We start from the raw sequence: 18,656 nt of genomic DNA on the forward strand, positions 1-18,656 counted from the left end.
CTCAAGGATGAGCCGGGATGCGCGACACATACGCCAAAACCGAATTTCGGTAAAGCGGAATATATTTGCGTGAGCGGATTGACAGAGGAGCGACACAGGCGCGGTCGCGTAGCCCGGATGGAGCGCAGCGTAATCCGGGAAGGTGCGAAACGCAGCGCGAGCGGCCCTGGATTGCGCGGAGCCTGTCATCGGGCGGCGCTTCGCGCCGACCCGTTGGCTCCATCCAGGCTACTTGACTACCTGCTATCCGCCGAAATCCCGCGGGCTGAACGGCAGATCCATCACCTTCCATTCCCCGTATTTGTCGGCCGGCAGCATCTTGTAGGGCTGGCAGGCCTGAAGCGCGCTCATGGCGGACTTCACGAGCGCCACGCCCTTTGCGGATGGCGGGGCTTCGATCAGGATCGGCTCGCGCGCCAGTGTGCCGTCGGTCGCGAGCACCGTGCGCAGCTTGATGTTGACGGTGTCGGTCGGCGCGACCCCCGCCGGCAGCTTGGCGCAGCTTCGCAAGTGACGACGCAGCTCGGCGATGATTTCGGCCGGCAGCTTGGCCGCGATTGAATCCTTGGCATCGCCGCCATCGTCCTTGGGGGCGTCTTTCGACAGCTCCGTCGGCAATTCCGGCGGCAGGCCCAGCATGACGCCGTACTTGACGGTGACGTCGGGCTCCGGCGCCTGATAGGCCGGGGGCGGCGCGGCCTCTGGCTGCTGCATCGCTTGTGGCAGGAGCTGTGGCGCCGGGGGCTGAGGTGGCTGCGGAGTCGCCTGAGGCGGCGGCGACTGCGATGGCTGAGGCTGTGGCTGTTGAGGCTGCGGTTGCGTCTGCGCATTTGCCTCGCGCTGCTGCTGCGGCGTCTGTGAAGGCTGTGGCTGCGGCTGTTTCTGCTGCGGCGGTTCAGGCGAGGCCTGCTGCTTTGAGGCTTGCTGCTTCGAGGATTGTGCCGCGGCCTGCTGCTTCGCCTCGGGCTTTGGCGCGGTTGCCGCCTTGTCCTTGTCGGTGAAATCCAGTTTCGGTAGTTTCAGGTCAGGGATCGGCTCCGGCGGCTTCGCCTTGAGTTTTTCTTCGGCCTTCTCCTCGGCCTTGGCCTCCTCCTGCTTCACCTGCTCCGGCGTCACGATGCTGACGGAAACCGATTCGGGCGGGTTGGCGTGAAACGGATGGACTTCGCTGATCACGATGATCAGCGCGACCAGCGTCAGATGGGCGATCGCCGACGCTGCAATGTCCGTCCGTATGATCTTCCGCAGTTCCATCGCCTGACTTCAGGTTGCCAAGCTGGTCCTAGCATACGGCAGCCCCCTCTCAATCCCATTTTGGCGCGAAGCCGAAATCGGTCAGGCGGCCCCTGGGACTGGCCAGCGCAGCGATCTGGGCCATCTCGTCATCCGAAAGCTCGAAATCGAAGATCTCGATGTTTTCCGACAGGCGTTCGACGCGCGAGGTGCGCGGGATCGCAGCGACATTCTGTTGCACCAGCCAGCGCAGGCAGACCTGCGCCGGCGTCTTGTGATGCAGACGCCCGATCTCGGCGAGCGTCTGGTCGGTCTTGATCCGCCCCCTGGCGATCGGGCTGTAGGCGACCAGCGCGAGCCCGTGCTGATCGCAGGCAGCCCTCACCTTCGCCTGGTCGAGATAAGGGTGGTATTCGACCTGGTTGCAGGCCAGCGGCTCCGGCGACAACGCCACCGCCTGCTCGATCAGCGCAACAGTGAAATTGGAGACGCCGATGTGGCGGGTCAGGCCCATGCGCTTGGCATGCGACAGCGCGCCCAGCGTCTCCTCCAGCGGCACGTGCGAATTGGGCCAGTGCAACAGCAAGAGATCGACGGAGGGAAGCCGCATGCGCACCAGACTCTCCTTGACCGAGCGTTCGAGATCGTGAGGCGCGAAATGGTTGGTCCAGACCTTCGTCGTCAGGAAGATGTCGTCGCGGCGCACGCCGGAGGCGCGCAAGCCGTCGCCGACCTCGCGCTCATTGTCGTAGACCTGTGCGGTATCGATGTGGCGATAGCCGAGCCGCAGTGCCTGCTCGACCACACGCGCGCACATGCGCCCGCTCAGCTCCCAGGTTCCCAGCCCGATGGCCGGTATTCTTGCGCCATTGGTCTCGACGAACAGCATGAGGAATCCTCTCTGTCGCGGTCGCCCCAAATCATGATCCAGGCGTCATTATGAACCCGGCTGGCAACGCTGCCAACGGGCGGCACCGACCGCCGGGCCGGATCTTGCGCGCAATGCTAACGGGAGGTTCGCGCCAGACCTTGACGCCAAGCCTCGACGACAGGCCTTCAGCTCAGGCTTTGGCGAGCGCCTGGAACACGGTCTCGGGCGCATGCGCGATCACGGCGAGCAGCGCGCGGGCGGGTCCCCGCGGGGCGCGCTTGCCCTGCTCCCAGTTGCGGATGGTCTCGACGGGAACGCCGAGTTTAGCCGCGAACTCCATCTGGGTCAGGCAGGCGCGGCGACGCAAATCGCGCACGGCGAGCGAGCTGGCTTCGGCCGGCGCTGCGCTGGCCGCAGGCTGGATTGGCAAGGGCTGGATCGGAAAGGGCTGGATTGGAAACGGCTGGACCGGAAACTCCTGCCCATCCCGCAACTCGACGATCCGTCCGTCCGCCTTCAGCCGCACACGCATGCTCATTCCCCCAAGCGGGAACGATGATGCGGCAGCTCGCTTAAGTTCGGATTAAAGATGATGGCCAGTAGCCCGGATGGAGCGCAGCGCGATCCGGGGCATCTCTCGAGCCGACGCAGCGGCCCTGGATTACGCTTCGCTCCATCCAGGCTACGGATTTCAACAGCTCCTACCTCAGCCCGAACCATAAGGTCGCGATGCCGAGGAAGGAGAAGAAGCCGACGACGTCGGTGACCGTTGTCACGAACGTGCCTGACGCCACCGCCGGATCGGCTCGCACACGTTCGAGCGCCATCGGGATCAGGATGCCTCCGAGCGCGCCGGCGAAGAGGTTCACGATGATGGCGAGCCCGATGACCATGCCGAGGCCCGGGATCCTGAACCAGGCCACCGCCGCGATTCCCGTGATCACGGCAAAGGCGAGACCGTTGACGAGGCCGACCAGGCCCTCGCGCACCACCACGCGCCAGGCATTGGAGGAGCCGAGCTCGCGCGTCGCCAGCGCCCGCACCGCGACCGTCATGGTCTGGGTCGCGGCATTGCCGCCCTGGCTCGCGACGATCGGCGCCAGCACGGCGAGCGCTACCATCTTCTCAAGCTGCCCCTCGAACAGGCCAAGCACGGAGGACGCCAAGAAGGCGGTGGCGAGATTGACCAGCAGCCAGTTGAACCGTGCGCGTGCAATGGTGAACACGGTGTCGGACAGCTCTTCGTCGCTGTTGACGCCGCCGAGCGCCTTGAGGTCCTCGTCCGCCTCTTCCTCGATGACGTCGACGACGTCGTCGACGGTGATGACGCCGACGAGGCGGTCCTGGGTGTCGAGCACCGGGGCTGCGACGAGATTGTACTTGCCGAACATGCGCGCCACCTCCTCCTGGTCCTCCAGGACGGAGACGCGGCGGCGATCCTCGTCGGTCAGCTCGGCAAGCGCCACCGGGCGGCGGGCGCGCAGCAGCACGTCGAGCGAGACCGCGCCCTGCCAATGCTGCTCCTTGTCGACGACGTAGATCTCGTAGAAGCGGTCAGGCAAATCCGGCGTCTCGCGCATGTAGTCGATCGCCTGCCCCACGGTAAAATCCTGGGGCACGGCGATGAACTCGGTCTGCATCCGGCGGCCGGCGGAGTTTTCCGGATAAAGCAGGCTGCGCTCGAGCACGACGCGCTCCTTGAGCGGCAGCTTCTCGAGGATCTCCTCCTGATCGGCCTGATCGAGCGTTTCCAGCAGCTCGACCGCGTCGTCGGATTCGAGCTCGAGCACACCTTCCGCGACCGTCTGCGGCGGCAGTTCCTCGAGGATCTCCTCGCGCACGCCCTCGTCGAGCTCGTTCAGCGCGGAGAAGTCGAAATCGCGCCCCGTCAGTTCGACCAGGCGGACCCGATCGTCAGGCTCGAGAGCCCCGATGAGATCGCCGAGATCGGCCTCGTGCAGTTCGGCAACGCAGGCGCGCAGCGCGGCGCTGTCGCCGGCCTCGATCGCATGGGCAATTTCCGCGACGAATTCGTGACGAATCTCGCCGTCTTCATTGCGCATCGGCACGTGGTCGAGTACCGATTCCGCAGCAGACGCGGCACCGTCCAGATGTTCATCCATGGCGCGCCTCGCCGTTCGACAGGTTGAAACGAGTGGTCTGAGCTGACGGTTCAGGCAATACCCACAAGGCAACTCTGAGCGCAATGACAAAGATGCTTCGATTGAGGTGGACCTCGATGTCGGCAGGCGCAGCGCTCGCCGCCCTCGCCGGCACCGCCTCGACTGAAGCCGCCGAGTGCCCGCGCAAGGACGCGCTCGGCACCTCCCGCATTCTGAGCGTCGACGCCAAGACCACGCCGCGCGTGGGCTTGAAGAGCTTTCCGCAGACGTTGCCGCTCGCCGATCACGAGGTCGTGCTGACCTTCGACGACGGACCGCATTCGCCGACGACGTCGAAGGTATTGGCGGCACTGGCGCAGGAATGCGTGCGCGCGACTTTCTTCCTGATCGGCCTGCACGCCTCCGAACACCCCGACATGGTCAAGCACATCGCCCGCGAGGGCCACAGCATCGGTCACCACACTTTCTCGCATCCGTTCATGGCGCGGATCCCGTTCGACAAGGCGAAGAGCGAGATCGATCGCGGCATTGCCGCCGTCGAGATGGCGCTGCACGGCACGCCGACGACGACACCCGCGACCCCGTTCTTCCGCTTCCCCTATTTCGAAGCCACGCAAGCCGAGCTCGACCTGCTCCAGTCCCGCGGCATCGTGGTGTTCGGGGCTGACCTGTGGGCCAGCGACTGGAACGAGATGACGCCGGAGCAGGAATTGAAGCTCGTCACCGAGCGCCTAGCCGCCGCCGGCAAGGGTATCATCCTGTTCCACGATCCCAAGGCGCGCACGGCCGCGATCATGCCGGCCTTCCTGCGGTATCTGAGGGAGAACGGGTATCGGGTGGTTCACATCGTGCCGGCGGGCACATCACAGAAGAGCGCCGACGCCCGTTGATGCCGGAATGTCACGCCGGCGCAAAATGGGGTGATTTTGGCCCTATTAACAGTCTGTTCATGCTAAGCCATGCAAGTATCAAGGGGACTTGTCGCGGCAGAGTCCTGGGTTACGGTTCCTTGCGCCTGAACCGTTTGCAGATGTCTCCGACCTACTATGGCGGCAATCGCGTAAGAGGGCAGACCGGGTTCATGATCGGAAGTAGCGTTGTTGCTCGGACGCGATCGTGGATCGTCCTTTGCCTTGGCGGATTCCTAGGCGGATTTTTGGGTGTCCTGACCATCGGCTCGCCGGCCATTGCGGCCGACTGCCCCGGCCGTCCGGACGCACTCGGCACGTCCCGCACCCTCGTGGTCGATCCGCACGAGCATCCCCGCATCGGCACCATGCAGTACCGCGAGACGCTGCCGCTGAAGGATCATGAAGTCGTCCTGACCTTCGACGACGGTCCGTTGCCGAAATATTCCAACCAGGTGCTGCAGATCCTCGCCGACGAGTGCATCAAGGCGACCTTCTTCATCATCGGCGAACAGGCCAAGGCGAACCCGGACGGCGTGCGCAAGCTGGTCGCCGCGGGCCATACCGTCGGCACGCACAGCATGACGCATCCGCTCACAATGGACCGGATGCCGCTCGACAAGGCCGAGGCGCAGATCAATGGCGGCATCGAGTGGACATCGGCCGCAATGACCGATCCGTCCAAGCTCGCGCCGTTTTTCCGCATTCCCGGCCTGATGCGCGCCGACGGCGTCGAGAACCTTCTGATCTCGCGCGGGATCCAGGTCTGGAGCGCCGATTTCCCGGCCGACGACTGGCGCCATGTGTCCTCCGATCGCGTCTATCAGCTCGCGATCCAGCGGCTCGAGGCCAAGGGCAAGGGCATCCTGCTGCTGCACGACATCCAGGCCCGCACGGTGGCGGCCCTGCCGAAGATCATCCGCGACCTCAAGGCGCGCGGCTATCGCATCGTGCACGTGGTGCCCGCGACCGCCGAGCAGCCGGCGACGCCGACCACGCCGGTGGAATGGCTGCTGCATCCGCCGACCGAGACCACACCGATCGCGCGCTGGCCCGCCGTGCCGAATTTCGTGTTCGCGCAGACCAAGACGCTTCCGGCGCCCTCGCTGGCCGACCTCAACGCGCAGACCGCGCATCAACCGCTGCTGCCGCGCAAGACCATGGCGCTCGCCAATGTCGCGGCCACCCTGCCCGTGCCCGCCCGCGATCTCTTTGCAATCCCCGAGGGCTCTGTCGAGGTGCTGCTGTCGACGACGTTGTCGCGGCGCGTCGCGACACGCCTGGCAATGGCGGCCGAGACGCCCCGTGCGGCCAAGGGCAAAGCCGGCAAGGCGCGCGCTGCCCGCACCGCGCGCGCTGCTCACGGCACACCGAAGCATGCCGCAGAGACCGAGGGCACTGCCCCCAAGAGCACTGCGCCCAAGAGCGCCGCGCCAAAGAGCACTGCGCCGCGCCCGACCCGTGTGGCGAGCCTGAAGAAGCGCGCGCAGTAGAGCCTACTGTCGCATGATGTTGGCGACGCAGAGCAACACGATCAGCGCCAGGAAGAACAGGTCCATATAGGACTTGACCTCGCCGTCGCGCCGCAGCCGGGCGACGTCAACCACGACCTGCCTGCGCGCGTTCGTTCCGCCCGCGCCGTCATTGATCGGGCCCTGCAGCCGCTTGGTCTCAGCCTCCAGCCGCTCGATCTTCTGGTAGAAGTAGAAGGCCCGCAGCGTCGAAGCTGCGCGCATGCCGGTATAGATCAGCACCAGAATCGCGATGATCGCCCGGTTCTGGTATTTCTCCATTAAATTCAGGCTGAAATAGACCATCGCCATGAATGCGAAGTTGGTCACGAAGCGGTAGACGAAGCTTAGAAAGACCATGCGGGCTCAAGCCTTGAAGGGTGGTGCAACCGGACCGTGTTGCGAATGCGGGGATCAGGGGGCCAGACCGGAATAGCCGGCCCGAATGCCATGCAGGCCGGTCTACGCCAACTTTGTTTCACCAAAGATGCTATTGCCCCGGCAATGCCGCCTTTTAGCCACGCCCGGCCATAATGCAAGCCGGAGCACGGCCGCCGGCCCCTTCCGCGCCTGCTGGCTGCAACGGCTCCATGGAGATTTGGCGGAAGTCCCGATAGACTGGCGCCGCCACATATGGGGTCTGCCGATGCCGAAGAAGGGAATCACCGGCCACGACGACTGGGTTCTGACCGAGGCGCTGGCGACCGCGCTGGTCGCGCTGGAGCAGCTCGACACCAAGCACCAGCCGAGCGCGCATATGGACGACATCCGCAAGATGCTCTCGAACGGCAAGGAGCCGGCGGCGGTGAGCCTGCATCTCGCCCAGGCCAAATGCCGGCTGTTTCCCGACCTCGATCCGCTGGAGATCTACCGGGAATACGGCATCGGCGAGGAATATGGCTGAGGGCGCGTTGACGGCCGGACTTAAGGCCCGCCGGCGACCGATCCCGCGATCACCATGACCAGCGCGGCCAAGTCGATCTTGCCGTTGACGATCAGCTCCTCCGAGGCTTTCGCATCGTCCGCGCGTTCGACCTTCAGCAATTGCGGCCGGTTGGCCGCCTGCCGCTGCAGCTCCGCGACGATGGCTTCCGTGAGTTTCTCTTCCAGCATGGGCTTCGTCCTCAGGCCGCCATCGCACGACAGGATTGCGCGCAGGAGCGGCACATGGCGACGCACTCGTCCATGCCGCCGACCCGCTCGCAATCCTCGGCGCATTCGCTGCAAATTTCCGCGCATTCGCCGCATGTGTGCCGGTGATGCGGCGTGTTGATCAGCATGAAATGCGCCGCTGTCCGGCACATTTCGGCGCACGCCATCATCAGGCGGAAATGCTTGGGCTCGACGTGCTTGCCGCCGGTCTCGAGACAATGGTTCATCGCGGTGCCGAGGCAGGTCTGGTAGCAGCTCATGCAGAGCGCGATGCAGCGCGTCATGTCTTCGGATTGAGCCATCCGGTTTCTCCAGTGCTCGCCCCCTGCCCCGGTCAACCAGGGGGATGTTGTGATCGTTCCTGCCGTCGTGCCGATTGTGACGTCGGGGGAACTTCGCGCAGCTAGCCGTAGCGCCTCGCGCGCACCGCCCGGTAGCGGGCGTCGGTCTGCGGCTTGATGAACAGCGCCGCCACGCTCGGATGGCGTTTGCGTATCTCGGTCTCGATCGCGACGACGCATCGCTCGATGTCGTCGGCGCGCTTGTCATCCGCAAATTCGATGCTGAGGGCCGCAACGACCTCGACCGGCGACAGCTGCACCGTCAGAAGGCCGTTGGCCCTGAGCACGCCGGGCGAACGCCTTGCGATGTCGAGGACCGATCGCGCAAGCTCCGGATCGGCAGGCTCGCCGATCAGCAGGCTCTTGCTCTCGCGCGCGAGACCGATCGACACGATCGCCAGCAATATCCCGATCAGGATCGAACCGATCCCATCCCAGACCGGCTGGCTCAGCACTACGGCGGCCGCAGTGGCCGCCGCAGCAATGGCGATGCCGACCAGCGCCGCGCTGTCCTCGAGCAGCACCATGAATGCCGGAGGATCCTTGCTGCGAACGAAGGCCTGATAATATCCGAACCGCTGGCCGTCGGAGCTGAAGCGCCGCAGGGCAACCAGCCAGGAGCCGCCTTCAAACAGGAACGACAGCCCAAGCACCACGAAGCTGACGATCGGACTTTCGATCGGCTCGGGTGCGGCGACATGCAGAATGCCCTGATACAGCGAGACACCGGCGCCCAGCGCGAAGATCAGCAGCGCAACGATGAAGCTCCAGAAATACAGCTCGCGCCCATAGCCGAGCGGATGGGATTCGTCGGGCGAACGGCTCGCGCGCCGATAGCCGTAGAGCAGCAGGATCTCGTTGGTGGTGTCGACGAGCGAATGCACCGCCTCGCTCGTCATGGCCGAACTTCCTGTCCACGCGGCGGCGCCGATCTTCGTGACCGCGACCAGGACGTTGCCGAAGAGCGCCGCATAGACCGCGGTCTTCGAGGATGATTCTGTTGCCAATGTCCGATACCCCGCTCCTCATGCCAGCCGCCGCGGCAGGCTGTGGTGGATCGTGCAGGCGGCGACCGCGGCGTGGCCGAACGCGACCGAGATCTGGTGCAGGTCGGTGACGATGTCGCCGATGCCGTAGAGGCCGTCGACCGAGCTGCGCTGATGATCGTCGACTTTCAGGTAACCCTCCCCGGTATGTTGGGCCCCCAGATTCGTCGCGAGATGCGAGCGCACCTCCGCACCCATCACGGGATAGACCGTGTCGAATTGCGCCGTCCGGCCGTCGGCGAAGACGGCTTCGACGCCGTCGTCTCTCCGCCTCAGGCGCAGGCCGGGCGCGACGACGATCTCGACACCCGATTCATTCAGCTCCGGTGCCGCGGCCTTCCCGTCATCCTCGCCCGTTGCCAGCAACGTCACGTCGCGCGAGTAGCCGCGCATGAAGAGCGCCTTGCCGGCGGCACGGTGAAGCGGACCGACGATGCCGATGCGACGGCCGATCGCCTCGTAGGCGTCGCAAACGGGGCAGTAGCGCAACAGCCCGTCTGCGACCGCCGCGCGCCATTCGTCGAACGGCGGATGGGCGTCGACGATGCCGCTGGCAAGGATGACGGTAGCAGCCGTATCCGCGCCGCCGTTCCAGATCGCCTGAAAACCCTGGTCGTCTCGCCGCAAGGCGGTGACTTCGGCGGCCACCCGCGTGACCGCGAGCTCGCCCAGTTGCGCGGACATGCGCGCGAGCAGGTCGGTGCCGGACAGGCCGTGGACGAAGCCCGGCACATTGTGACTGCGCGGGATCAGCGCCGCCCGGCTCGCGCCCGCGTCCACGACACAGACGCGGCGCCGAAATCGCGCGAGATAGATCGCGGCCATCAGCCCGGCGGGGCCGCCGCCGACGATCAGGCAATCATACGGCTGATCATTCGCCGTCATTTGGGGTTTGGATCCGACAGGCCCGCACCGGGCGCGCGAAGCTGTCCGCTCCGCGCCAGCCGGACCGCATTGCCGAGCGCGCGCGCGACGTTCTTCACCTCCGTCTGGAATGCCCTGTCGTCATCGAGGTCGCGGTGCGAGGTGGCGTATGGCTCCATGTAGCCAACATAGCCATCGAGCTCGGCGAAGCGGCCCGCCGAGATCAGCTGCATATCGGTCAACCAATCCGACAAGGCCCGGCGCACGCCCTCGGCACCGACCGCATCGCCGTGAACGACGAGGCCAAAATGACGGCCGGCGAGATGGCGCGGATAAGACCAGCCCTTCAGCTCCAGCGCCTTGGCTTCGTCCGCCTTCTTGCCGTGGGTCGAGGTCGGATCGGGATTGCCGCCGTCGGCGCAGACCATGCGATCCATCATCGCCTTGAGCCCGGCGGGCACGTGATACCAGTTCACCGGCGTCACGATCAGGATGCCGTGGGCCGCGATCCAGAGCGGATAGATATCGTTCATCCAGTCGTCGGTCTGCCCCAGCGAATAGTTCGGATAACAGCTGCACGGCCAGTGGCAGAGCGGCATCGCGGTTCCGACGCAGGATTTGCAGGGATGGATCGTCTTGCCGAACTCCGAAGCCAGGCGCGATAGATCGAGGACGTCGACGGCAAGCCCAAGCTCGGCAAAGACCGGCTCGGCGAGCTCGACCAGACGCCAGGTCTTGGACATCTCGCCGGGACAGGTGTGCTCGCTACGGGCCGAGCCGTTGATGATGAGGATGCGCGGCGTCTCGTCCGCGTCGTCATGGCGTCGCTGCGCCGCCAGGATCTTCGCGCGCGCATCGAGCCAGTCGACGGCGATGTCGTAATCGGGATCGGAGAATCCTGCGCCCGCCTTTCGCGTCAGCGGGGCCTTGCGTGAATTGCTGTAGGCATCCCAGGCCGCGCCGACGATGGCGTCGAGCTCGCGCTGGAGCGGTGCAAAGGCGGGATCGACGAACCGGCTCCGGTAGCGGCGCTCGAAGGCCTCGCGCGAGAGCTTGACGGGCGGCATCCCCTTGCGAATGTCGGCTTCCGTCATGCTGGCTCCTCGCGAGGTCGGTACAGTCCGACCAACCCGGGGCGCAGCGCGCGGTTCCTTCTCGCTCTCCTCTCGTCGCCCTACTGGCGGACAACTTCCGGCGGCACATCGAACTGCGCGATGCGCTGGTCCAGCCGCCACAGTTCGATGCGGTGCACCAGCACGAGCGAGGCGGCCTCGCGCTTGGCCTGCTCATCATTGTCGCAGACCAGGTTGATGCATCCAAACACATGCCCGTCCGGATCGATCTGGAACGCGCGGTAGTGCTTGATGCTCCGCATCGTCACCCTCCCCGTCTCGGGTATACGGGTTCGCTCAGCCAGTCCGTCAGGTTGGAGGTCACCTCGTTCTGCTTGGCGCGCCGAAGCAGCATGTCACGCTCCTTGCCGGGCGGCAGGCTGCGCGCGCGCTCGCGAGCGGCTTCGGCGAATGCCACCAACCGCTCCTGGAGCGATTGGGTCTGTTTCCTGCGGTTGCGTTTCGCGGTCATTGTACTTTCACAAAGCCCTTCAGATGGAAGGAATTGGGAGGAATTGGCCCCGGCGGGAGGTCGGCGCCGGGGCCAGAGTTTCGTGCCGGTCGGGGCGGCCCAGCCCGGCAGCGTTCACAGCTTCGGCCGCAACCGCAGGTTCCGGCATTTCAATAAGTTAACGGTGCGTGATTTTGCCGATGCGAAACGAAACGGCGAAGCATCACCCGGTCGCGGCCATTCGCAGCAAGGCGCAGCGCGAAGGCATTTCGCTCAAGCCCGTCAACCGCTCGCCTTACAACAGGCGATCCAAAGCAGCGAAGCGGCGCTGAGCGAGGCACCCATCCCGGCGCATGCTAGCGTTTGATGTCGTCGGCTCCTATTCCGACGGCACGCGGTGTCTGAGATCCTGCTGTTCCCGGTTGTCGCGAAGGGCCTTGAGCTCCGAGCGCAACATCGCGCTTTCCATCACCACCCGGCGCACCTCGCGCGTGGCGTCATCAAGCTGATCCGCGACCGCTCTGCGCTGCGCCCGGAGGGCGCGGCTCGCTTCGATCGCGCGCTCAGCGCGGGCAAGCAGGACGTCGTTCATCGAACGACGATAGAAGATTCGGGATGAAACCGCCTTCACGTAAGTTACGTCAATTACTCAAAATCAGCCATCCGCTCAAAAAACATCCGCGAACGCTAACCTGGATCAAGTATCTCGGAACAGCCGAGAAGACGCTTAGGCCCGTCGATAGAGTTGCAAATAGCTCGGCGAGAACAGCGCCGCGTCCTTGAGCGCATCGAGATCGGTGATGGTCAGCGTGCGATCGCGCAGCACGATCAGGCCGGAGGCACGCAGCTCCTGAACCGTGCGGTTGAGATGGACCACCGACAGGCCGGTGGCGTCCGCAAGATCCATCTGCGTCACCGGCATCACGCAGGAATTGCCCTCGACCATCCCGACAGGACGCAGCCGCTCGATGATCTCGCAGAACAGATGGGCCACGCGTTCAAAGGCCACCCGGCGGCCGAGATTGATGGCCCATTCGCGCTGGATCGCGTTGTTGACGAGCGTCTCGCACCAGAATGCTTCCGCCAGCGCGCGGTCGGCAGCCACGAGACCTTCGAACCGCGCGCGCTTGATTTCGGTGTAGACGACCGGCGTCATCGCCGCTATGGAATGATCCATCACCGACAACAGGAACGCGTGCGCGTCGCAACTTTCGCCGGGAAAGAGAAAATTGACAATTTGGCGCCGGCCGTCCTCCAGCGTCTTGTAGCGGCAGAGCCAGCCCGACAGCACGAGGCGCACGCTGTCGACCGGATCGCCCTCCGAGATCAGATCCTCGCCCGCCCCTGCACGCTGGATTCCTTCGAGCATTGCGTATTCGAGCGAGGTGCGGGCCTCCATCGACAACGGCCTCAGCACGTTTAGCCGGCGAATGACCGGGTCCACCTGGCTGCGATCTAGCGTCGACAAGGGCATCAGTTGGCCACCGCCGGTGTATGAAACGCCCGCTTGCTGAGGGGCATGGTGATCGTGCATTCCAGTCCCCTCGGATTGAATGCCAACCTGGTCTGCCCCTTGAACTCGAACGCGAGTGTGCGCTCCAGAAGCTCGGCCCCAAATCCTTTGTGCGGCGGCGGCGCAACCGGCGGCCCACCGCGCTCCCGCCACTCGAACACCAGCTCCGCCGGGTCGGTGCCCTGCTCGAGGCGCCAGGAAATCTCGATGCGACCAGTCGGCCGGCTCAGGGCGCCGTATTTGAGCGCGTTGGTCGCCAATTCGTGAATGGCAAGGGCGAAGGTTTCCGCGGCCTTCGACTGAAAACGCACCGTGGGGCCGCTGACCCGTACCTGCTCACCTTCCCTGGCATTATAGGCCAGCAGCTCCTCGACCGCGAGGTATTCGAGATCAACGCCGCCCTCGGGATCGCGGGTCACCAACGCCTGGGTTCGGGCGAATGCGTTGAGCCGGCCATCGAGATGGGACGCAAACTCCTCGACCGTCGAACTGCTATCGGCCGTGCGACGGGCGATCGAGCGGACCACGCCGAGCGTGTTACGGACCCGATGCTGGAGCTCGGCCAGCAGCAGGCGCTGCCGCTCCTCGGCGCGGGTAATGGCGGTGATGTCGACGAAGGTGATCACGACCCCCGCGATGAAGTTGTCGATGCTGCGATAGGGCAGGATGCGCACGATGTAGCGCGTGCCGCTGTCCGGATCCCTCAGCTCGCGCTCGGCGATGGCAAGCGTCCGCAGCACGCCGCGAATGTCGTCATAGAGCTCCTCGATCGGGATGCGGGCCTTGATGTGCGCGATGGGGCGGCCTCTGTCGGTTTCGACGAGATGCAGAACCTGCGTAATCGCCGGCGTGAAGTTCATCACGCGCAAATCGTTGTCGAGGAATACGGTCGCGATCTGCGTGCTCTCCAGGAAATTCTCGAGGTCGCTGGTGGCGCGCGTCAATTCCTGGACGCGGTGAGCCAGCTCGCCGTTGACGGTGGTCAATTCCTCGTTGACCGACTGCAGTTCCTCGCGTGAGGTTTCCAGTTCTTCGTTTGCGGACTGAAGCTCTTCATTGAGCGACTGGTATTCCTCGTTCGAGGACTTCAGCTCCTCGTTGGTGCTTTCGAGCTCTTCGATGGTTGCCTGAAGGCGCTCCCGCGTCGCCCGCAACTCGCCCTCGATACGCTCGACATGCTCGGTCTGCACCAACGCATTGGGCTTGCCTTCGTCGGCATCGATGGCGCGCACCGGGCCGTCCTTGAACAGGACGACGAAATTGCGATCGCCACTGCCGCCCTCTTGGATCGGCTCCACCGTGATGTCGACGGGAATGTGCTGGCCGTTGGCGCCGAGCTGAACCTGCTCGGCATGGGCCGGCTCGTTCGTCTCCGACGCGCGGCTGAGCACCGCGCGCAGGTCCAGGCGGAGATCGCGGTGGACGAGTTGGAGCAGATCGAGCGTGGCGGCGCCTGCCGTCGGCTCGATGTAGCGTCCGGTGCGCCCGGAGAAGTGCAGGACCTGAAAGTTGCTGTCGGCAATGACATAGGCGGGCGCATAGCGCTCCGCGATCCGCTGCGCGCGACGCTCCAGCCCAATGTCGGGGCGGAAGGAGCGCGCTGGCGCTATCTCGAGGTTTGCCTTCCCCGCGGCGGTCGTGATCGGAAATTCCGGCGGCAGCCGCGTTCCGGTCTCGAGCTTCTTGAAGATGCGGGCGCGGCGGTCGACCGGTACGAACAGTTTTGGATGCCGCGTCACGTTCTCGGAATTGCCGAGGAACAGGTAACGATCCGGCAGAAGCGCGAAGTGAAAGAGCGGGATCACCCGGTTCTGCAATTCGGCATTCAGATAGATCAGCAGGTTGCGGCAGGAGACGAGATCGAGCTTCGAGAACGGTGCGTCCTTGATGACGTTGTGCTGCGAGAAGATGCACATCTCGCGCAGCTCCTTGACCACGCAATAGGTATCACCCTCGCGCACGAACCAGCGCGCCAGGCGCTCGCCGGTCATCTCCGCTTCGATCTTGGTGCGATAGCGGCCGACGCGCGCAGCCGCCAGCGCCCGTCCGTCGATGTCGGTCGCGAAGATCTGAACCTGCGGTGGCGAGTCCATTTTGGCCATGTACTCGCGCAGGAGGATAGCGATCGAATAGGCCTCCTCCCCGGTGGCACAGCCGAGCACCCAGACGCGAACCTGCTGGCTCGCGTCCTTGCCTTCGAAGAGCCTCGGGACGATCTGGCTCTCCAGCACCTCGAATTCGCGGTTGTCGCGGAAGAATTCGGTGACGCCGATCAAGAGGTCGTTGAAGAGGTGCTGCGCCTCGTCCTGGTCGTTGCGCAGGAAATCGACATAAGCGGAAATGTCGCCGATCTGGACCACCTGCATCCGCCGCTGCACGCGACGCAGGAAGGTGTTCTGCTTGTAGCCGTGGAAATCATTGCCGGTCTTGCTGCGCAGGATGTCGGCGATGCGCGACAGCGAGGTCGCTGCAGCGGCCAGCACCTCGTCGAACCCCTGCTTCTCCTCCAGCCGGCGCAGATGACGGGCATAGACCTGAATGTGCTCGGCGATGTCTTCGGCGGTCAGCACGTAGTCGGCGATCGCGGCCGGCGTATCGGCGTCCTTCAGATGATCCGCCTCGTCGCTCGCGCCTTTTTCGGCGATGGCAAGGCCACCGTGGTCCTTCAGTGTCGCGGTACCCAGTGTGCCATCGCCGCCGATGCCGGACAGGATCACGCCGATCGATTGCTCGGCGCGTTCTTCCGCCAACGACACCAGGAAGCTGTCGATCGTGGCCCGCTCGCCGGGCGCCTGCTCGGCCGGGCGGACGCCGAAGCGACCGCCGTGGATCGTCGTGATCATCGCGGGCGGGCACAGATAAATCGTGCCACCCTCGATGGTCTGGTCATTGCCGACGTCGGAAATCTTGCCACCGTGGGAATTTCGCACGATCTGGCGCAGCCGCGGCTCGTCGAGGGCCTCATGATGCTGGAACGCCAGCACGACGGCCTGGTCGGCGCCCACGGTCAGCTTGGAAAAGAACCGCTCGACGCTATCCAGAGCTGTCGGCGCGGCGCCCACCCCGATGATCAGCGGAGACCTGGTCTGGCGCTCTCTTTCGACCGGCTGGTCGCCGATTTCATGCATGGTCTCGATAGCCTCATTCAGTGACGGGAACCAGAGGACGCCCGCTCGCCGGAAATAGCAGAATTGATATTATCCCAACAGGCGCAAGGCGGAAACGTCACGCTGCGTTCCGTACGGCGAGCATTGGGTGTTCGGCATGGAGCTTAGGCGGCCTGCCAACGCCCCCTGGATCACTCCGGACCGACTTGCTGCCGGAGATAGCTAATCCGCTGCTCGATCAGGATGCGGTGGCGGAGCCATTCCGTCAGGGTCTGCTTCAGCACCTCGACCAACCGCTCCGCCTGGCCGGCGTCGTGGCCACCGGCACTGAGTTCACGGATCCGATCCTCCTGATCGCGGATGCGCTGCGAACCCTCCTCGATATCCCGATCGGCTTTGATCAGATGGCGGCGCTCGGTATCGAGCTGCTCGGTCCATTCGGCGAGGGAAATGGTCATGGCGACCTCCTCAGGCCTCCCGCTTGCGAACCGGAGGATCGAGCGACTTTAGCACGACCCTCCGGATCATGTCGGCATATTCGCGATATTCGGCAGCCCGCGCCTGGTACATCTCGGCAACCGCAGGCCGGCCGTTGCGCCGTCCGTCCGAGGCCATGCGCTGCACCAACTCAGCCCGCTCCTCAATGATGCGCAGTGCGACCCGCAGGGCTTCATCCACTTGCCCCTCCTGCTCTTTTGCGAGGATGTCGGCGGCAAAGGCATGGCCCACCTGGCAACGGAAGCGCATCGGGTGCGATTCCTTCATCTCGGACAGCACGCCCCCGCAGGCCGGACAGGTCAGCGCAACCGGATCGGCCATCGAGACGAGACTGTCACTGCCGATCCGCTCGCCCGCCGCGATCTCGACCTCGAGCCGGATCTCGGGCGGGATCGGCAGCGCGGCACCCGCAACCTCCCTGGCGAGATCCGACAGAACGTCGCCCATGCCGGCGCCAGGGACGCAAAGATCGATGATGGTCGCCTCCAGGGCGCTTCTTGGCATTTCATCGGCGATGGCGTCCGAGGGGTCCTGAACCACCGAGGTTCCGCCGCAACGCTTGATGGCGTTGAGACCGGCCGCACCGTCGGACAACAGGCCGCTGAGGAGCACACCGATGACGCGCGGGCCGTAGTTGATGGCGGCCGAGCGGAACAGGGCGTCGATGGCCGGCCGGACCATGTTCTCGCGCGGACCGCGCCCGAGGAACACGTGATCCTCGGATAGCAGCAGATGATGGTCCGGTGCGGCCAGATAAACCTGGCCGGGCTCGATCTTCATGCCATTTTCGGCCTGCCGGACCGGGAGCGGGCCGGCGCTGCTGGCGACCGTCGAGAGAATGCCGATGCCCTGCGCCGGGATGTGCAGCACGATGAACACCGCCGCGGGCAGATCGGGCGGGAGACGGCCGAGGATCTGCTTCAGCGGCGCGGTCGCGCCGGCCGAGCCACCTATGACGATGATGTCGCGGTTGCTCATGGAACCCACTATCGGTTGTATCGTTATACCAAGGCGGGTCACCGCCCAATGTTCCTATGGAAGGCAAGGGATGGAAGGTACCATGGCGATTTCGGCTGGATCGTCAGGTCCACGGTCGCCGCTCAGCGGGCGGCGCATCTTCATTGTCGAGGACGAATATTTTCTCGCCGATGACATCGGCAAGGCATGTCAGGCGCTCGGTGCAGAGGTCGCGGGGCCGGTCGGTGATCTCGATGACGCGCTCAGTATCCTGCGTGACGGCGGCATCCTGGATGCCGCTGTGCTCGACGTGAACATCCGCAGTGAAATGATCTTTCCTGTGGCGCGCGAACTGAAGGCAAGGAACATACCTTTCATTTTTACGACCGGATACGACAAGGTCGCGATCAGTCCGGAATTCCACGACGTGCCCATCCTGGAGAAACCGATCGATCTGCCTGCGATGGCGCAGCGGCTGGCGGCGCTCATCTCCGATCCGAACGGTTGAGCCGGACGGCGATCAGAACAGATGCGCGAAAGCGAGCCAAGCGGTCACCGCCAGGCACAAAAGCACCGCAGCATAGGGCAATGCGATCCGCAAACAGCAGCCCTCCCCGGTATCAGCCCATCATCATCCAGACGATCGCCGCCATCATCACCAGAAAACCCGTGATTGCCGTTGCGACAAAGGCCTGTTCGACGCGATCCATCGGCATCGCAGCCCCCTTTTTCCAGCCGAACCAGTCTGAGGGCTCGGGGAGCTTTGCGCATTAGGCTATGTGAATCGGCGTGCTCCTTTGTGTCTGTCTGCGGGATCGGCCGCACCGCCCAGCAGAGATTGCGAGAGCATCGTTCTACGACTTCGCCGTGCCCGGCTCCGCCATCTTGCGATGTTGCTTGGCCAACATCTCGTTCGGCGTGACGTTGGCGATTGTGGTCTGGATCTTGTTCTTCATTCCGGTCACGATG

Annotated in this window: 21 protein-coding genes and 1 pseudogene; 4 read left to right on the forward strand and 18 right to left on the reverse strand. The window is 64.7% G+C overall.

What is annotated here, in order from left to right:
* Nucleotides 1–243: 243 nt before the first annotated feature.
* The 4 genes from tolA to mgtE all read right to left on the reverse strand — a co-directional run bounded on the left by tolA (nt 244) and on the right by mgtE (nt 4,227).
* Entirely contained in the window at nt 244–1,254 is a 1,011-nt protein-coding gene (tolA, locus tag FXB41_RS39935; protein WP_007603222.1) for a cell envelope integrity protein TolA, read from the reverse strand.
* 49 nt (nt 1,255–1,303) lie between these two features.
* Nucleotides 1,304–2,122, reverse strand: coding sequence for an aldo/keto reductase (locus FXB41_RS39940; protein WP_007603220.1), 819 nt, complete (start codon nt 2,120–2,122; stop codon nt 1,304–1,306).
* Between the two features lie 172 nt (nt 2,123–2,294).
* The gene (locus FXB41_RS39945) at nt 2,295–2,642 is read right to left on the reverse strand and encodes a helix-turn-helix domain-containing protein (protein ID WP_035994747.1); all 348 of its coding nucleotides are present in this window, start codon (nt 2,640–2,642) and stop codon (nt 2,295–2,297) included.
* Nucleotides 2,643–2,805: 163 nt separating this feature from the next.
* Nucleotides 2,806–4,227 (reverse strand): magnesium transporter, encoded by a 1,422-nt coding sequence (gene mgtE / locus FXB41_RS39950; protein ID WP_007603218.1) that lies wholly within the window; start codon nt 4,225–4,227, stop codon nt 2,806–2,808.
* A gap of 116 nt (nt 4,228–4,343) precedes the next feature.
* On the opposite strand from mgtE, the gene FXB41_RS39955 reads away from it, so the two are divergent.
* A complete protein-coding gene (locus FXB41_RS39955) occupies nt 4,344–5,117 on the forward strand; it encodes a polysaccharide deacetylase family protein (protein WP_219685664.1) in 774 nt (257 codons plus the stop codon).
* Between the two features lie 191 nt (nt 5,118–5,308).
* On the forward strand, nt 5,309–6,628 hold the full coding sequence (locus tag FXB41_RS39960; RefSeq protein WP_219685665.1) for a polysaccharide deacetylase family protein: 1,320 nt from the start codon (nt 5,309–5,311) through the stop codon (nt 6,626–6,628).
* Between the two features lie 3 nt (nt 6,629–6,631).
* On the opposite strand, the gene FXB41_RS39965 is transcribed toward FXB41_RS39960, so the two are convergent.
* Entirely contained in the window at nt 6,632–7,006 is a 375-nt protein-coding gene (locus FXB41_RS39965) for a hypothetical protein (protein WP_007603215.1), read from the reverse strand.
* Between the two features lie 286 nt (nt 7,007–7,292).
* Between FXB41_RS39965 and FXB41_RS39970 the strand changes: the two genes are divergently transcribed.
* The gene (locus FXB41_RS39970) at nt 7,293–7,550 is read left to right on the forward strand and encodes a hypothetical protein (protein WP_007603214.1); all 258 of its coding nucleotides are present in this window, start codon (nt 7,293–7,295) and stop codon (nt 7,548–7,550) included.
* 20 nt (nt 7,551–7,570) lie between these two features.
* On the opposite strand, the gene FXB41_RS39975 is transcribed toward FXB41_RS39970, so the two are convergent.
* From FXB41_RS39975 to FXB41_RS40030, 12 genes are all read right to left on the reverse strand, one after another.
* Nucleotides 7,571–7,759, reverse strand: coding sequence for a hypothetical protein (locus tag FXB41_RS39975; RefSeq protein ID WP_219685666.1), 189 nt, complete (start codon nt 7,757–7,759; stop codon nt 7,571–7,573).
* Nucleotides 7,760–7,770: 11 nt separating this feature from the next.
* The gene (locus tag FXB41_RS39980; protein WP_007611368.1) at nt 7,771–8,100 is read right to left on the reverse strand and encodes a four-helix bundle copper-binding protein; all 330 of its coding nucleotides are present in this window, start codon (nt 8,098–8,100) and stop codon (nt 7,771–7,773) included.
* Between the two features lie 101 nt (nt 8,101–8,201).
* A complete protein-coding gene (locus FXB41_RS39985; RefSeq protein ID WP_219685667.1) occupies nt 8,202–9,146 on the reverse strand; it encodes a cation diffusion facilitator family transporter in 945 nt (314 codons plus the stop codon).
* An 18-nt stretch (nt 9,147–9,164) separates the two neighbouring features.
* Nucleotides 9,165–10,070 (reverse strand): NAD(P)/FAD-dependent oxidoreductase, encoded by a 906-nt coding sequence (locus tag FXB41_RS39990; RefSeq protein WP_219685668.1) that lies wholly within the window; start codon nt 10,068–10,070, stop codon nt 9,165–9,167.
* Nucleotides 10,067–11,143 carry a flavodoxin family protein gene (locus FXB41_RS39995; RefSeq protein WP_219685669.1) on the reverse strand — a complete coding sequence of 359 codons (1,077 nt, stop codon included), beginning with the start codon at nt 11,141–11,143 and terminating at the stop codon, nt 10,067–10,069. The genes FXB41_RS39990 and FXB41_RS39995 overlap by 4 nt, the downstream gene beginning before the upstream one ends.
* Before the next feature lie 80 nt (nt 11,144–11,223).
* Nucleotides 11,224–11,424: a hypothetical protein gene (locus tag FXB41_RS40000; protein ID WP_007603207.1), complete on the reverse strand. Its 201-nt coding sequence runs from the start codon at nt 11,422–11,424 to the stop codon at nt 11,224–11,226.
* A 2-nt stretch (nt 11,425–11,426) separates the two neighbouring features.
* Nucleotides 11,427–11,633: a hypothetical protein gene (locus FXB41_RS40005; RefSeq protein ID WP_007603205.1), complete on the reverse strand. Its 207-nt coding sequence runs from the start codon at nt 11,631–11,633 to the stop codon at nt 11,427–11,429.
* 358 nt (nt 11,634–11,991) lie between these two features.
* Entirely contained in the window at nt 11,992–12,243 is a 252-nt protein-coding gene (locus FXB41_RS40010; RefSeq protein ID WP_245286057.1) for a hypothetical protein, read from the reverse strand.
* Between the two features lie 96 nt (nt 12,244–12,339).
* Nucleotides 12,340–13,086, reverse strand: coding sequence for a Crp/Fnr family transcriptional regulator (locus FXB41_RS40015; RefSeq protein WP_007603201.1), 747 nt, complete (start codon nt 13,084–13,086; stop codon nt 12,340–12,342).
* Nucleotides 13,086–16,253, reverse strand: a complete 3,168-nt coding sequence (locus FXB41_RS40020) for a CheR family methyltransferase (protein WP_219685670.1) — start codon at nt 16,251–16,253, stop codon at nt 13,086–13,088. The genes FXB41_RS40015 and FXB41_RS40020 overlap by 1 nt, the downstream gene beginning before the upstream one ends.
* 170 nt (nt 16,254–16,423) lie before the next feature.
* Nucleotides 16,424–16,690, reverse strand: a complete 267-nt coding sequence (locus FXB41_RS40025; protein WP_219685671.1) for a hypothetical protein — start codon at nt 16,688–16,690, stop codon at nt 16,424–16,426.
* A 10-nt stretch (nt 16,691–16,700) separates the two neighbouring features.
* The gene (locus tag FXB41_RS40030) at nt 16,701–17,708 is read right to left on the reverse strand and encodes a chemotaxis protein CheB (RefSeq protein WP_219685672.1); all 1,008 of its coding nucleotides are present in this window, start codon (nt 17,706–17,708) and stop codon (nt 16,701–16,703) included.
* A gap of 82 nt (nt 17,709–17,790) precedes the next feature.
* Between FXB41_RS40030 and FXB41_RS40035 the strand changes: the two genes are divergently transcribed.
* Nucleotides 17,791–18,195 (forward strand): response regulator, encoded by a 405-nt coding sequence (locus FXB41_RS40035; RefSeq protein WP_219685673.1) that lies wholly within the window; start codon nt 17,791–17,793, stop codon nt 18,193–18,195.
* Nucleotides 18,196–18,541: 346 nt separating this feature from the next.
* On the opposite strand, the pseudogene FXB41_RS41385 reads toward FXB41_RS40035, so the two are convergent.
* A pseudogene (locus FXB41_RS41385) lies at nt 18,542–18,656 on the reverse strand (SDR family NAD(P)-dependent oxidoreductase); the annotation flags it as partial.

The sequence above is a fragment of the Bradyrhizobium canariense genome, assembly GCF_019402665.1.
GTDB lineage: Bacteria > Pseudomonadota > Alphaproteobacteria > Rhizobiales > Xanthobacteraceae > Bradyrhizobium > Bradyrhizobium canariense.